At 71.9% G+C, this 13888-nt stretch carries 15 protein-coding genes; 5 read left to right on the forward strand and 10 right to left on the reverse strand.

Features of this window, described 5'->3' with window-relative positions:
* Nucleotides 1–48 precede the first annotated feature (48 nt).
* The 6 genes from HJC40_RS32320 to HJC40_RS32345 all read right to left on the reverse strand — a co-directional run bounded on the left by HJC40_RS32320 (nt 49) and on the right by HJC40_RS32345 (nt 4825).
* The gene (locus HJC40_RS32320; protein ID WP_250006977.1) at nt 49–429 is read right to left on the reverse strand and encodes a hypothetical protein; all 381 of its coding nucleotides are present in this window, start codon (nt 427–429) and stop codon (nt 49–51) included.
* Nucleotides 430–564: 135 nt separating this feature from the next.
* Complete coding sequence (locus tag HJC40_RS32325; RefSeq protein WP_250006978.1) at nt 565–1614, reverse strand: hypothetical protein; 1050 nt, start codon at nt 1612–1614, stop codon at nt 565–567.
* A gap of 229 nt (nt 1615–1843) precedes the next feature.
* On the reverse strand, nt 1844–2188 hold the full coding sequence (locus tag HJC40_RS32330; protein WP_250006979.1) for a metalloregulator ArsR/SmtB family transcription factor: 345 nt from the start codon (nt 2186–2188) through the stop codon (nt 1844–1846).
* A complete protein-coding gene (locus tag HJC40_RS32335) occupies nt 2185–2631 on the reverse strand; it encodes an SRPBCC family protein (RefSeq protein WP_250006981.1) in 447 nt (148 codons plus the stop codon). Before HJC40_RS32335 ends, HJC40_RS32330 begins: the two co-directional genes overlap by 4 nt.
* Nucleotides 2632–2710: 79 nt before the next feature.
* Nucleotides 2711–3964 carry a 3-phosphoshikimate 1-carboxyvinyltransferase gene (gene aroA, locus HJC40_RS32340; protein ID WP_250006983.1) on the reverse strand — a complete coding sequence of 418 codons (1254 nt, stop codon included), beginning with the start codon at nt 3962–3964 and terminating at the stop codon, nt 2711–2713.
* 255 nt (nt 3965–4219) lie between these two features.
* Nucleotides 4220–4825 carry a hypothetical protein gene (locus tag HJC40_RS32345; RefSeq protein WP_250007274.1) on the reverse strand — a complete coding sequence of 202 codons (606 nt, stop codon included), beginning with the start codon at nt 4823–4825 and terminating at the stop codon, nt 4220–4222.
* 349 nt (nt 4826–5174) lie between these two features.
* Here HJC40_RS32345 and HJC40_RS32350 point away from each other — a divergent pair, with 349 nt between their 5' ends.
* From HJC40_RS32350 to HJC40_RS32370, 5 genes are read left to right on the forward strand one after another with little or no spacing between them, the layout of a single operon-like run.
* The gene (locus HJC40_RS32350) at nt 5175–5879 is read left to right on the forward strand and encodes an MOSC domain-containing protein (protein ID WP_250006985.1); all 705 of its coding nucleotides are present in this window, start codon (nt 5175–5177) and stop codon (nt 5877–5879) included.
* A 54-nt stretch (nt 5880–5933) separates the two neighbouring features.
* Entirely contained in the window at nt 5934–6485 is a 552-nt protein-coding gene (locus HJC40_RS32355) for a uridine kinase (protein WP_250006987.1), read from the forward strand.
* The gene (locus HJC40_RS32360) at nt 6485–6997 is read left to right on the forward strand and encodes a pyridoxamine 5'-phosphate oxidase family protein (protein ID WP_250006989.1); all 513 of its coding nucleotides are present in this window, start codon (nt 6485–6487) and stop codon (nt 6995–6997) included. Before HJC40_RS32355 ends, HJC40_RS32360 begins: the two co-directional genes overlap by 1 nt.
* A complete protein-coding gene (locus HJC40_RS32365; protein WP_250006991.1) occupies nt 6990–7262 on the forward strand; it encodes a GrpB family protein in 273 nt (90 codons plus the stop codon). Before HJC40_RS32360 ends, HJC40_RS32365 begins: the two co-directional genes overlap by 8 nt.
* A complete protein-coding gene (locus tag HJC40_RS32370; RefSeq protein ID WP_374273252.1) occupies nt 7259–7711 on the forward strand; it encodes a GNAT family N-acetyltransferase in 453 nt (150 codons plus the stop codon). Before HJC40_RS32365 ends, HJC40_RS32370 begins: the two co-directional genes overlap by 4 nt.
* 9 nt (nt 7712–7720) lie before the next feature.
* Here HJC40_RS32370 and HJC40_RS32375 read toward each other — a convergent pair whose 3' ends face one another.
* The 4 genes from HJC40_RS32375 to HJC40_RS32395 form a co-directional block, all read right to left on the reverse strand.
* A complete protein-coding gene (locus tag HJC40_RS32375; protein WP_250006993.1) occupies nt 7721–8095 on the reverse strand; it encodes a carbon-nitrogen hydrolase family protein in 375 nt (124 codons plus the stop codon).
* 191 nt (nt 8096–8286) lie between these two features.
* The gene (gene ggt, locus HJC40_RS32380; RefSeq protein WP_250006995.1) at nt 8287–10080 is read right to left on the reverse strand and encodes a gamma-glutamyltransferase; all 1794 of its coding nucleotides are present in this window, start codon (nt 10078–10080) and stop codon (nt 8287–8289) included.
* 70 nt (nt 10081–10150) lie between these two features.
* Nucleotides 10151–12070, reverse strand: a complete 1920-nt coding sequence (locus HJC40_RS32390) for an ABC transporter ATP-binding protein (protein WP_284044035.1) — start codon at nt 12068–12070, stop codon at nt 10151–10153.
* Nucleotides 12067–13872: an ABC transporter ATP-binding protein gene (locus HJC40_RS32395; RefSeq protein WP_250006997.1), complete on the reverse strand. Its 1806-nt coding sequence runs from the start codon at nt 13870–13872 to the stop codon at nt 12067–12069. Before HJC40_RS32395 ends, HJC40_RS32390 begins: the two co-directional genes overlap by 4 nt.
* Nucleotides 13873–13888 lie beyond the last annotated feature (16 nt).

The following is a 13888-nucleotide window of genomic DNA, read 5'->3' on the forward strand; positions in this document are numbered from 1 at the left end:
CGGCGCGGATGGAAGGTGCGGATCGGCGGGTGGGTCACGCCTGTCTTTCTACGCCGAGACGTCGATCCGGCTCGCGCCGCCCTGGTTCTCGGAGAGGTACGCCAGGGCCTTGGGCAGGACGGCGGCGACCGGGTTGGGTCCACCCGTGCGCTCGTAACGCCGGTTGAGGTCCTTGAGGTACAGCGCGCCGGCCTCCTGCCCCGGAGCCAGCCGCCCCGCGGCGCGCTCGGTGGCCAGGATCGCCGCGAAGGCGGTGGCCCCCTGCTTCGCCGGGTCACGCACCCCCGTGACCTGGAAGATCAGCTCCCGGTCGCGGCCGGTCAGGTGGTCCTCGGTCCGGTCGGCCGGTGCCTCCGGACGCGAGGCCCGGTGCACCGGCGTGAACGGCGAGAGGGGCGTGCGAGCGGTGCCCAGGCCGGAAACGGTCATCGGGTTCCTCCATCGAAAGCCGGCCGGCGACAACCCCGCTGCCCCCGGTCAACACCCCTATCGGCAACCCCAGCGGTCTTGCTTAGCCTCGACGGCGGCTTGGGTCACGGCGGTCCCGGCGGCCCGGGGGGCAGGTCAGCGCACCGGTTGCACGCTGGGCTGCGACCCCTCGTGGAACGGGGTGCGGGCGCCGGTGGCCAGGCCGACCACCATCACCCACGAACCCTTGCCGTACTGGCCGGTGGCCACGCCGCGGCCGGCGTCGAGGTAGGCGAGCTCGCGGTCGAGCGCTCCCCCGACGGTCCGCTTCGCGCGGGTCCTCGTGTCGTACTCGACCAGGTGCACGGGCCGGTCGGCCGCCTTCGTCTCGCCCTTCTCGTACGCGGTCCAGGCCAGCTTGGCCCCGTCGGCCCGCCAGCTCGGCACGACGGCGAAGCCTCGGTTCTGCAGGCTCCCCCCACCGTAGGCGGCGACCGTCTGCTCCCCGCCGCTCGCGACCGTCCCCACACTGAGGCACGCGTCGTAGACCGACTCGCAGGCGCCGCCCCGGAACGCCACCTTGGCCCCGTCGGGCGACCAGGCGACCGCGTCGTCCGTGCTGAGGCGCTCGCTCAAAGACCCCGTACGGGCGGTGACCGGCGTCGGCTCGGCCGGCAGATCCTCCCCGCGGCAGTCCCGCGGGAACAGCACCTCGGCCGGCCCACCGGCTGCGGCGATCCTGTAGACCCCCGGCCCGCCCGAACAAGACAGCGAGGCGAACGCGAGGGACTTCCCGTCCGGCGACCACGACGGCCCGCTCGCCGCGCGCGACGAAAGCTTGCGCTGCCCGCTGCCGTCGGCCCGCATCACCCAGAGCAGCCCGCTCCGGAGATAGGCGATCGACTTGCCGTCCGGCGACCACCGCGGTCGCGCATGGGTGCCACCACTGGTGAGCCGCTTCTCCGCGGCGCCCTTGCTCACGAAGATGTCCCCGTTGCGCACATAGGCCACCAGGCTGGGCAGGCTCGGAGCAACCGCGACGGAAGCCGCACCGGCCCCCCGCCCGCCGCCTGCCGCCGTTCCCGCACCGGCCGTCGTTCCGGCGCCGGCCGTCGTTCCCGCGCCGCCGGCGTGCGCGGCCACCGGGTGCAGCATCGCCCCTGCCGCGACCCCCACCAACGCCAGATTCCTGACCAGCACCTTCATGACGAACGCCCCCCGACGCGTCGGACCTGCCGTGTACATCGAGAGGATCGTCGCAACCGTTCTGCTCCTAAGGCATTCCCCGCCCCGAAACCCGGATTTCCCACCGTTCCGGTGAGTCCCGGGGGCCCTTCCGGCCAGTCCGCAGTTATCCACAGTCGCGCCCTGTCCACAGCCCCGCCGTCGCGAACTCGTGATCAGGACCGGCCGGGGCCGGCTCGGCCGGGGGCGGTCATGGGGCGGGTGGTTGGTTGTCGGTTGTGGGGGCGCTTTCGGCCAGGTGCTTGATCGTGGCCAGGCGGTCGTCCCAGCGGCGGGCGGCGGCGGCCATCCAGCGGGCCGTTTCGTTCAGGCGCTCGGCCCGTACGGCGTAGCGCATCTCGCGACCCTCGCGCCGGGCGGTCACCAGCCCTGCCCGTTCGAGGACGGCCAGGTGTTTCACCACGGCCTGCCGGGTGACCGGCAGGCCGGTGGCGAGCACCGTCGCGGTCGCCTCGCGCCGGTCGGCCAGCTGGTCGAGCAGTCCCCAGCGGGTCGGGTCGGCCAGGGCGGCGAAGACCTCCAGTTCGGCGATCACTTCTCGGCGTACTCCTTGAGGATCTCGACGATGCTGCGCCAGCCCTCGTCGTGGCTGTCGTAGCCGGCCGTCGCGACGCGTTCGGCCGGGATGGTCAGCGCCGCGAAGCCGGTCTCGACGACGCGCAGCCGCGTGCCCCCGGCCTCGGGCTCCAGGAAGAACTCGACCAGCGTCGAGTTGCCCTCCCGCGCGACCTCGTCCGGAAAGGCACTGGCCCAGCGGTAGGCCAGGTAGCGCGGCGGCTCCACGGCGACGATCAAGGTCGGGAAGACGCCGTACTGCCCGTGGTCGAGCCGCATGATGCCGCCCGGCCGCAGGTCGATCTGAGCCGGCTCGCCCTCCCCGAACCACACCCCGACGTGCTCGGGCTCGGTGATCACGGCCCAGACCCGTTCCACCGGCGCCTGAACGAACGTGTCCCGCTCGATCCGGTCGTTGCCCATGTCGCTTCCCTCCGCTCCGAAGAATGTGCAACCCCAGAGTTGCACATTCTAGGAGATGCGCAACCCCCGGGTTGCACTTTCAGCGGGCGAGCGCCTCGAGGTCCGCGAAGAAATCGGGATAGGTCTTGGCCACGCAGCCCGGATCGAGGATCTCGATGCCGGGCACCCGCAGACCCAGCAGCGCCAGGCTCATCGCCATCCGGTGGTCCTCGTACGTGTGGAAGGCGGTCGGCCGGGGCTCCCCCGGGTTGATCGTGAAGCCGTCCTCGTCCTCGACGGCGTCGATCCCGGCCCGGCGCAGCTCGGTGACCACCGCCGCGATCCGGTCGGTCTCCTTGCCCCGGATGAAGCCGATGCCCCGTACCCGGGTCGGCGAGTCCGCGAAGACCGCCACCGCCGCCAGCGTCTGGGCCGTGTCGGAGATGTCGGCCATGTCGACGTCGACGCCGCGCAGGGTGCCCGTCGAGGCCACGGTCAGCGTGTCGGCCGTCCGCGTCACCGAGGCGCCCATCCGCTCGAGCACGTCGGCGAACCGGACGTCGCCCTGCAGACTCGCGGACCCGAGCCCGCGTACGGTGACCCGCCCGCCCGCGACCGCCGCCGCGCCCAAAAGGTACGACGCGGCGCTGGCGTCGGGCTCGATGTCGTAGGCGCGGGCCTCGTAGGCGCCCGGCCGCACCCGGAGACCGTCCACCGGCACGCCGAAGGCCGCCATCACGGCCTTGGTCATCTCCACGTAGGGCACCGACACGAGCTCGGAGGTGAGCGACACGTCGAGCCCGTCCCGCAGGAGCGGCCCGGCCATCAGCAGACCGGAGAGGAACTGGCTGGAGACGTGCCCGCTGACGTGCACCGCGCCGCCGTGCATGGGACCGCCGACCGCCGCCGGCAGGAAACCGGGCTCGCCGAGCTCCTCCACCTTGGCCCCGGCCTGTCGCAGAGCGTCGAACACCGGCCCGAACGGGCGGGCGCGCAGCTGCGGCGTGCCGTCCACGACCGTACGGGTGCCGAACAGCGCAGCCGCCGGCAGCACGAAACGCGAGGTGGTGCCCGACTGCCGCGCGTCGATGACGGCGCCCGGCTCGGGTGCGCCGCCACCGCGGACGACGACGGTCTGCCGGCTCGGATCGGCGTCGACGGCCGCGCCCAGTGCGGCCACCGCGCTCATCATGGCGCGGGTGTCGTCGGCGAACAGCGCCCCGGTCAGTGTGGAGACGCCGGGCGCGAGGGCGGCGCAGATCAGCGCGCGGTTGGTGATGCTCTTGGACCCGGGCGGGCGCACGTCGGCGTCGAGTTCCCGGTCCACTGGTCGTACCGCATGAGGTGAGGTCACCGCGCCATTGTCCCGGCACCGCGACGTCGGCAGTTCGCCCATTTCCGACAGATGGACACTCCCGCCGGCAGCCACGCGACCGCCCCGGCCGTCGTTGGCGGCGGAGGCCGGGGCGGTCACGGGCCGTCGCGTGCCGCCGTCGGCGAGGCCGGGGCGGTCACAGGCCGTTGCGCGCCGCCGTCGGCGAGGCCGAGGCGGTCACGGGCCGTCGCGAGCCGCCATTGCCGGAGGGCAGGGGCGGCTCGCGGGTCGGGGTCAGGCGGCGGGGGTGCTCCACATCGCGGTGAAGGCGGCTGCCTCGCCGGCCAGCCAGGTCTCGATGTCGCCGGGCTTGGCCGCCGGGTCGAGGCGGTGGACCGCACCGCGGCGGAGGTCGACCAGGACCGGCTCGGCGTTGGGCAGGATCTGGTCCATGTGACGGGCCATCAGGTGCAGCGTCGCGGTGACGGCCTCGGGCGTGGGCGGCAACTCGTCGAAGTGCAGCCGCACGGCCTCGCGGCGACCGTCCTCGTACCGCAGTCCGAAGTGGGGGTTGACCTTGACGACCAGCGGCCCCACCGAGGCCAGCGCGTCGCGGGTCTGCGCCAGCCCCACCTGCTCGGGGTCGCCGAGGGACGCCAGGTAGGTCTTGGCGCCGGCGCTGACCGACTCGTAGAGCGGCTTCCACCTCTCCTTGACGAGGTCGACCACGCCGGACAGATAGCTGCCGCCGGTGCGGAACGCGATGTCGGCCTTGAGCGCCTTGACGAGCTGGCCGTGCGGGTTGAAACCGGACCGCCGCTCACGCGCCCGGCGCAACCCGCCGACGAACGTGGCCTTCGCCGGGCCGGTGCGGGTCACGTAACGCGTGAAGCCGAGCATGGTCGCGTAGGGCGGGATGACGGGCACGGGATGGGTCGAGGGGACAGTCCGAACGGGCGCGGTCACGTCGATCTCCTAACTGGCCCGCAACCGACCCACGGACGTCGGAAAGACGCCGAAGATCAGCAGCTCACGGGCCCTTTTCGTACATACATTCTAATCGACGGGTACGACATTCCCAAGCCGCCGGAGGCCCGCAGCCGCGATCGCTTCCGCGCGAGCCTCGCGGGCCCGGACCGCCTTGCCGATGATCTTGCGCAGGGCCGAACACCGGTCGCGGATCCAGGTCGGACGGCGGCGACGAGCCGTCTGGCACGGCTGGTGAGTCGCGATCTTCTACTGTCGGGCGGTGAAGGTCGTCGAGATCCGCCGTTACCCGGTCAAGTCGATGCTCGGCGAGGTGGTTCCGGTCGCTGACGTCGGTGAGCGAGGGCTGGCCGGCGACAGACTGTGGGCGGTGCGCGACCCGGACGGCAAGTTCGGCAGCGGCAAGAACACCCGGCGCTTCCGGCGGATGCCGGGCCTGTTCGATCTTCGGGCATCCGGGGCCGAGCCGGCTCCGGTCATCGAGTTGCCCGACCACCGTCGCTTCGCTGCCGACGATCCCGAGGGACATCGCGCGGTGGGGCAGTTTCTCGCCCGTCCGGTGACGCTCACCCGGGAAGGAGCGGTCCCGCATCATGACGAGGGGCCGGTCAGCCTCATCACCACGGCCTCGTTGCGCCACCTGACCGAGCTGAGCGCCGGCGAACCAGGCGGCGCCGACATCGACCCGTTGCGGTTCCGGGCGAACCTGCTGATGGACGTTCCCGGTGACGGTTTCGCGGAAGACGACTGGTCCGGTCGCCGACTGAAGATCGGCCCGCATGTCGTGCTGCGAGTTGTTCGTCCGCTCACCCGGTGCGCGATGATCGATATGGCGCAGGACCGGATCGGCGAGCGGGACGATCTCCTCAAGACCCTCGCCGCGCATCACGCCCTGACCTTCGGGGTCTTCGCCACCGTCGAGCAGCCGGGCCGGATCACCGCCGGCGATCCGTGCTCGTGGCTGTGAGGACCCGCTCAGTGAGCCCGGGGGCTTGCCCGGCCGGCACGTTAGGCTTCGCGGATGGCCCTCGACGTCGTGGATCGGATCATCGCGCGCGAACCGGTCAACGGCATCCGGATCGTCGGCGTGGACGGTCCCAGCGGCTCGGGGAAGAGCCACCTCGCCCGTGAGCTCGCCGACGGGCTTCGGGCGCCGATCATCGAGATCGACGACTTCGTGTCGTGGGACAACTTCGCCGGATGGTGGCCGCGGTTCGACGCGCAGGTGCTCACGCCGCTGTTGCGCGGGGAGGACGCCGTCTATCAGGCCAGGGACTGGACCGACTGGCACGGCAGCACGCTCGGCGGGTGGAAGACCCAGCCCTGGGCGCCCACGGTGATCGTCGAGGGCGTCACCTGCACCCGGCGCGAAACCGTGGGCCGGCTCGCGTACGCCATCTGGGTCGAGGCGCCGGCGCCGCTGCGCCTGACCCGTGGCCTGCGCCGGGACAACCAGATCGACGAGAAGGAACAGCTCTGGCGCACGTGGATGGTCGAGGAGGAGGCGTTCTTCGCCGCCGACGGCACCCGCGAGCGCGCCGACCTGGTCGTCGACACCACCCGCCACGGCTGATGACGAACCCCTGGCTCGCCGAGCCCATGCCCGCCGGCCGGTTGCCCCGGGAACGGCTCGAGGAGCGCATCCTCAACCTGCTCTCGTCGCAGAACATGTGTGTGCTGGCCACCGCGGGCGACGACGGGCCGCTGGCCACTCCGGTGCGCTACTACTCACTCGGGTTCGCGGTCATGTTCACCGCCTCGCCCCGGTCTCCCAAGGTTCGTAACCTCGGGGCCGACCCGCGCGCCTCGGTCGGGATCTTCGCGCCGCTCGTCGGCCTGGCAAGCAGTCGCGGCGCGCAGCTCTTCGGCCGGGCCCGGGTGCTGCCACCCGACCATCCCGACCGGCCGCGCTACTGGGCGGCGTTCCGCTGGGAGAACGAACACGCCGAGCAGGGCCGCCCGGTCACCGAGCCGCCCCGGGACACCCTGGTGGTCCTCGACCCCGACCGCATCGTCTACACCGAACACTGGCTGCGCCGTGACGGTTTCGCCGCCCGTCAGTTCTGGCGGCCGGCCCATGACTGACCGGCCGAGACAGGACCCGATCACGATCCTTTTGTACGATCCCCGCCGGCCCGACGCCTTCGGGCAGCAGCGTCACCACCTGCACGTCTTCGAGGACGCCTCGGACCGCTGGCCCCGCCTGCCGGCGTTCCGCGATCACTTGCGGACTCATCCCGACGACGCCGCCGCGTACGCGCGCCTCAAGCACACCCTGGCGGCGGCCGACGCCCACGACCGCCCCCGCTACCGGGCCGGCAAGGCCCCGTTCATCGAACGACTGTCGTGATCCTCCGCCGGCGGCGCGACGACGACCTGGACCGCTGCGTCGAAGCCCTGCGTCTCGTGCACCACGCCGACAGGTACCCGATGAAGTGGCCCCGCGACCCGCGAGCCTGGCTGTCCCGGGCGGACGCCGCCTGGGTCGCCGAGGATGAAGCCGGCCGGATCGTCGGGCACGTCGCCGTCCGGGAGGGCCGCCCGGCCGAGCTCTGCCGCCTCTTCGTCGTCCCCGAAGCGCGCCGCTCCCCCGGCTCGACCGGTCGCGCCCTCGTCGACCAGGTCCGCGCCTGGGCGGCCGAACGCGGCTGCGGTCTGACCCTGGAAGTCGTCGACGAGCACCGCTCGGCCGCGATCGCCTTCTACGAGGCCACCGGCTGGCGCCACACCCACACCACGACCGCCGACTGGACCGGCCCGGACGGCGAACCCGTCCGGCTCCGCCACTACGAAGGCTGACCGCCAGGATCAAGACCCGTGATAGGTCACGGAGAGCACATCCCGACGGCGCTGGCGGAGGTACCAGTCCCCCGTCTGCTCCAGGTCGACGGTCCGCCGGAGCAGGTCGGTATGCCCGATGGGAAGCTCACCGAGCACCTCGCCGCGCGGTGACACCATCAGGCTGGGGCAGTGCTGATCGGGGTGGGCGATGTTCGCCGAGGCCAGGAAGCGCTGGTTCTCGGCGGCTCGGCTCACCAGATGGCTGCGCCAGACGCCGGGGACTTCGCGGGTGTTGGCCGCGTTGGTGAGGTAGACGAAGAGCTGGGCTCCGGCCGTCGCGAGGTACTGCCACTGTTCCGGGAATCGGATCTCGCGGCACAGTTGCACGCCGGCGCGGATCATCGTCCCGGCGCGACTCGCGCAGGACGTCTCGCGCGGTGGTCAGATTGGTCTCGACGTTCCAGACGACGGGGACCTGGGCGATCACGATCGAAGTCGGCACCGCACCATCCTGGCTCGCCGGCGGATCGACCGGATCGGAACGACTGTGGGGCCCGGCCGCTCGGCGGCCGGGCCCCACAGTCGTCAGAGGATCAGCGAGCCGGGTGCACGACCCCGGCCGCTCCGCCACCTCGGCGGACGGGCTCCGCGGAGGCGATGAAGCCACCGTTGCGGGTGAACTCGATCGCGGTGGCCGCGCCCAGCTCGGGGACGTCAGCCGCAAAGCTGTGGCCCCGGGCGATCAGCGCCGGACCGTAGGTCGTCCGGAAGGCGGGCTCGGCCTGGATGCCCGCGGTGTTGCGCTGGGACGCGCGCGGGGCGGCCATGGCCTCCGGCAGGGACTGGCCCAGCACGACCCGGTTGAGCAGGATCTGCAGGACCGTGGTGATGATCGTGGCGCCGCCGGGCGAGCCGAGCGCCAGGAAGGGCTTGCCGTCCTGCAGGACGATCGTGGGCGACATCGAGCTGCGCGGCCGCTTGCCGGGGCCGGGCAGGTTGGGGTCGGCCGCGGGCGCCTGGGTGTTCGTGAAGTTGAAGTCGGTCAGCTCGTTGTTGAGCAGGAAGCCGCGACCGGGGACGACCATGGCGTTGCCGCCGGTCTGCTCGATCGTGAACGTGTACTCGACGATGTTGCCCCAGCGGTCGGCGACCGTGAGGTTCGTCGTGCTCTGGCCCTGCTCGGTGGGGCCGCCGACGGCCGCCGGGGTGCAGCCGGTGGCGTTGAGGTCGCCGGGCGGTACGGGCTTGGTCAGCGCCGCGGTCGGGCTGATCTGGCAGGCGCGCTGCTGGGCCCAGCTGTCCGAGACGAGCCTCTTGAGGACCGGCTGCGGCGTGTACGCCCCGACGTACCGGTTGCGGTCGGCGAAGGACAGCGCCGACGCCTCGAGGTAGTAGTGCAGCGCCTTGGCCACGTCGGCCTTGGACAGCTTGGCGGTCTCGAGGATGTTGAGGGCCTCGCTCACGGCCACGCCGCCGCTGGACGGCGTGCTCATGCCGTAGACGGTGAGGTTGCGGAAGTCCGATCGGGTCGGCGCCGGGTGGTTGACCCGGTAGCGGGCCAGGTCGGACAGGGTCAGCGTGCCCGGGCGGATGGGGTAGGCCCAGGTGCCGACGGGGGTCTCGGAGACCGGCGGGTCCTGCACCGTGCGCACGATGTCACGGGCCACGGCGCCCCGGTAGAGGACGTCGGTGCCCTGGCGGGCGATCAGGCGGTAGGTGTCGGCCAGGTCGGGGTTGCGCTGGGTGGAGCCGACCGCCGGCGGGGCGCCGCCGGGTAGATACAGCGACGACGTGGAGTCGAACTGGCCGAAGGCGGCGGCGTTGTCGGCGATCTGCTGGCGGAAGGTGGCGTCGACCGGGAAGCCGCGGTCGGCGACCCGGGCGGCCGGCTGCAGCAGGCTGGCCAGCGAGCGGGTGCCCCACTTGCGGGTGGCCGACTCCCAGGTGGCCAGGGTGCCGGGCGCGCCGACCGACAGACCGGAGACGCGGGCCTCGGCGAAGTCGTACGGCTGACCGTCGGCCGGGTCGATGAAGTGGGTCTCCCTCATCGTGGCCGGGCCGGTCTCGCGGCCGTCGATGGTCTGGACGCTGCGTTTGCGGGCGTCGTAGTAGACGAAGAAGCCGCCGCCGCCGATGCCGGCCGAGAACGGCTCGGTGACGCCGAGGGTGGCCGCCGCCGCGACCGCCGCGTCGACCGCGTTGCCGCCGCGGCGCAGAACGTCGAGGCCGACGGCGGTCGCGGTCGGGTCGACCGTCGACACGGCGCCGCCGTACCCGGTGGCCGTGGGGCCGAGGGCGGGGGCCGAACCGCCGGCGAGGGCCGGTGACGGCGCGACGAGCAGCGCCGCGGACAGCGAGAATGTGCCTAGGACCGGCAGAATCCGCATTGATCCTCCGAAAGGGAAAGCGGTTGATCTTGAGGGATGTGGATCGGTCTATCCCTGCCTACCAGATCCGTCAGGAATGCGCCGCCCAAGTGGCGAACATGTCCGCGTATCGGCCACCCGCGGCGACCAGTTCGGCGTGCGAGCCGGTCTCGATGATGCGGTGGTCGTCGACCACGATGATCCGGTCGGCGCGCATCGCGGTGGACAGCCGGTGGGCCACCAGGATCGCCGTCCGGCCCTCCAGCAGGGCGTCCAGCGCGGCCTCGACCCGCAGCTCGGAGCGCAGGTCGAGACTGGACGTGGCCTCGTCGAGCACGACCACGCGGGGCTCGGCCAGGAAGGCCCGGGCCAGCGCCAGCAGCTGGCGCTCGCCCGAGGACACCGACTGGCCACGCTCGTGCAGCGGGGTGTCGAGCCCTTCCGGGGACCGTTCGACCAGGTCACGCAGGCCGACGGCGTCGACCGCGGCCCACACCTCGTCGTCACCGGCGGCCGGGCGGGCGAACGCGATGTTGTCGCGCAGCGTGCCGGCGAACAGGAAGGGCTCCTGCGGCACGACGCCGATCTGCGTGCGCAACGAGGCCAGCGTCACGGATCGCAGGTCGTGGCCGTCGATCGTGATCGCCCCGGCGGACGGGTCGTAGAAGCGGGTCACCAGCTTGGCCAGCGTCGACTTGCCGGCGCCGGTCGGGCCCACGCAGGCGATCGTCTCCCCCGGCTCGATGCGCAGCGTCACGCCTTCGAGCACGGGACGGTCGGGCCGGTAACCGAATGTCACGTCGTCGAAGACGATCTCCCCGCGTACGGGTGGGAGCTCGGCCGCGTCCGGGCGTTCCACGACCGTGGGGGCCAGCGACAGCAGCCCGCGGATCTTGCCGATGGCCGCCTTGCCCTGCTGGTACTGGGTGTAGAGCTGGACCAGCTGCTGCACCGGCTGGAAGAACGAGTTGATGTAGAGCACGAAAGCGGTCAGCTCGCCGATCGTCAGCGTCCCGCGGAGCACCATGCGGCCGCCGAGGAACAGCAGCACGGCCATCGCGATCAGGCCGATGACCGACGTGCCGGGGCCGTAGAGCGCGTTGATCCGGCCGGTGAAGTCGTTGGCGTCGCGGTAGCTGCCGACGACCTCGCGGTGGGCGACGACGTTGCGGTCCTGCCGGTTGTGGGCGGTCACCACCCGTACGCCGTTGAGGCTCTCGGACAGGTCGGCGAACATCGCGGCGATCGCGTCGCGCTGGCGGTTGTAACCCCGGTCGGCCGCGTGCCGGAACCACAGCGACGCGACGGTCAGCGGCGGCACGACCAGCGCGAGCGTGATCAGCGCCAGCGTGGCGTTGTAGTGGAACAGCACCCCGGTGACGACCACCATCGTCAGACCCTGGATGAGGAACTGGGCGAAACCGTCCTGCAGCAGGCTCTGCAACGACTCCACATCGGAGGTCATCCGGGTCATCGTGACCCCGGCCTTCTCCCGGGTGTAGTAGTCGAGGGACATCCGCTGCAGGTGGGCGAAGATCCGGATGCGCAGGTCGCGGGTGGCCGCCGCGGCGAGCAGGCCGCTCTTGCGCATGCGGATCGCGGTGGCCACGCCGGTGAGCAGCACGGCCGCGACGAAGCAGATCGTCGCGACGATCAGCACCCGGAGGTTGCCGGCCGCCATGCCGTCGTCGATGCCGACCTGGACGAGGTAGGGCCCGGCCTGCAGCAGCAGGGTCTCGACGAGGACCGCGATCGACGCCGCGAGCAGCAGGCCGGGACGCCCGACCAGCAGGCGGCCGAGCGAGATGGGGCCGCCCGAGTCGCCCGCCGGGTCGAACGTGACGCCCGGATCGCCGTGCGACGGTTCCCGCGACTCCAGTTTTGCGACGCCGGCCTGCAGATCCTCGGGGATACCGGCGAAGGGCAGCCCGTTGCCTTTGCGGCCGGCGGCTCCCATCGTCGGCCGGCCGCCGACGTTGAAGCCCCCGAAGCCACCGCCGAACATGGTCATGCCGACGCCACCTCCGCCCCGGACGAGAGCGCGGAGTCCGGCTCCCCGGTCTGCACCGTGGCCGCCAGCACCTGGGCGTACCGCGGCTCGGAGGCCAGCAGCGACGCGTGGGTGCCGTCGGCGACGACCCGGCCGGCCTCCATCAGCACGACCCGGTCGGCCAGCCCGATCGTCGACAGCCGGTGCGCGACGATCAGCGTCGTCCGCCCGCGCATCTGGTCGCGCAGCGAGGAGTGGATGCGTTGTTCCACGGTGACGTCGATGGCGCTGGTCGCGTCGTCGAGCACCAGCACGGGCGGGTTGACCAGCAGCGCCCGCGCGATCGCGACCCGCTGCCGCTGCCCGCCGCTGAGCGTGTAGCCGCGCTCGCCCACGACCGTGTCGTAGCCCTCCGGCAGCTCCCGGATGAACTCGTCGGCGCCCGCCGCGACGGCCGCCTCGACGACCTCGGCCCGGCTCGCGGACGGTTTGCCGTACGCGATGTTGTCGTGGATGGACAGCGAGAACAGGAACGGCTCGTCGGGCACGATGCCCACCTGTTCGCGCAGGGAGGCCAGCGACAGCGAGCGCACGTCGTGCCCGTCGATGGTGACCCGCCCGGCCGTGACGTCGTAGAACCGCGCCGCCAGCCGGCCGAGGGTCGACTTGCCCGATCCGGTGCCGCCGACCACGGCGACCGTCTCCCCCGGGCGTACGCGCAGGGTGAGGCCGTCCAAAGCCGGGGTCCCGTTGGGGTACGAGAAGGACACGTCCTCGAACGCCAGGTCGCCGCGCAGGGGCACGACCAGCGGGTCCGGCCCGTCGACGACCTCGCTGGGCGTATCGAGGATCTCGTAGATGCGGCGGGCCGACGCCGACGCCCGCTGACCCATCATGATCATCATGCCGAGCATCCGGAACGGCGGCTGGAGCATCAGGACGTACGAGTTGAAGGCGACGATCGTGCCGACCGTGGTGCTGCCGTCGATCACCATGTAGCCGCCCACCAGCAGCACCAGCGCCAGCCCGAGGCGGGGCAGGTTGTCGAGCAGCGGGTTCCAGCGGCTGCGGATCCGCGCGTCCTGGCGGTACGCCCACCGGATGCGGTCGGCGCTCTCGGCCAGCGACCGCAGTTGCCGGCCCTCGGCGGCGAACGCCTTGACGATGCGGACGCCCTGGATGTTCTCGTCGACGACGGTGGCGAGCTGCGCGAGGCGGGCCTGGATCATCCACGACACCGGGAAGATCGCCTTGCGCATGCTGACCCCGAGGATGCCGATGACCGGCATGGTGACCATCGCGACGATGGCCAGCGGCACGTTGATCGAGAGCATCAGCCCGAACGCGACGACCGCGATGAGGCACTGCACGAGGATCGACGGCCCGAACGACAGGTACATCTGTACGGCGCGGATGTCCGAGCCGGAGCGCGACATCAGCTCACCGGTCTGCACCCGGTCGTAGAAGCCGAACGGCATGCGGACGAGATGGGAGTAGACGATGTTGCGGAGGTCGTACTCGAGCTCGTAAGCGGTGCGCAGCAGGTAGAGCCGCGCGACGAAGTTGATCAGGCCTTGGAGCAGGGCCAGGCCGACGATCCACCACACGTACGTGCTCAGCTGTGCGGTCCGGTCGACGACGGCCCGGTCGATGCCGATGCGGACCAGGTTGGGGATCTGCACCTGCACGACGAGGCCGGCGAAGGACAGCACCAGCGACGTGACGAGCAGCGCCCGATGGGCCTTGACCAGTGGCAGCGCGCGGCGCAACCAGCTCTTGCGGACGTCCGGATGGATGGACGCCCGGGGTGCGCGGCGGCTCAACGGCGCCTCCTGGGAT

This window comes from Actinoplanes sp. M2I2, from assembly GCF_023544445.1.
Lineage (GTDB): Bacteria > Actinomycetota > Actinomycetes > Mycobacteriales > Micromonosporaceae > Actinoplanes.

What these genes read in the sequence shown, in the direction of transcription:
- HJC40_RS32320 (WP_250006977.1), bottom strand. Translation starts at nt 429, where the DNA reads ATGACCGTTTCCGGCCTGGGCACCGCTCGCACGCCCCTCTCGCCGTTC.
- HJC40_RS32325 (WP_250006978.1), bottom strand. Translation starts at nt 1,614, where the DNA reads ATGAAGGTGCTGGTCAGGAATCTGGCGTTGGTGGGGGTCGCGGCAGGG.
- HJC40_RS32335 (WP_250006981.1), bottom strand. Translation starts at nt 2,631, where the DNA reads ATGGGCAACGACCGGATCGAGCGGGACACGTTCGTTCAGGCGCCGGTG.
- HJC40_RS32345 (WP_250007274.1), bottom strand. Translation starts at nt 4,825, where the DNA reads ATGCTCGGCTTCACGCGTTACGTGACCCGCACCGGCCCGGCGAAGGCC.
- HJC40_RS32355 (WP_250006987.1), top strand. Translation starts at nt 5,934, where the DNA reads ATGGCCCTCGACGTCGTGGATCGGATCATCGCGCGCGAACCGGTCAAC.
- HJC40_RS32360 (WP_250006989.1), top strand. Translation starts at nt 6,485, where the DNA reads ATGACGAACCCCTGGCTCGCCGAGCCCATGCCCGCCGGCCGGTTGCCC.
- HJC40_RS32365 (WP_250006991.1), top strand. Translation starts at nt 6,990, where the DNA reads ATGACTGACCGGCCGAGACAGGACCCGATCACGATCCTTTTGTACGAT.
- HJC40_RS32375 (WP_250006993.1), bottom strand. Translation starts at nt 8,095, where the DNA reads ATGATCCGCGCCGGCGTGCAACTGTGCCGCGAGATCCGATTCCCGGAA.
- ggt (WP_250006995.1), bottom strand. Translation starts at nt 10,080, where the DNA reads ATGCGGATTCTGCCGGTCCTAGGCACATTCTCGCTGTCCGCGGCGCTG.
- HJC40_RS32390 (WP_284044035.1), bottom strand. Translation starts at nt 12,070, where the DNA reads ATGACCATGTTCGGCGGTGGCTTCGGGGGCTTCAACGTCGGCGGCCGG.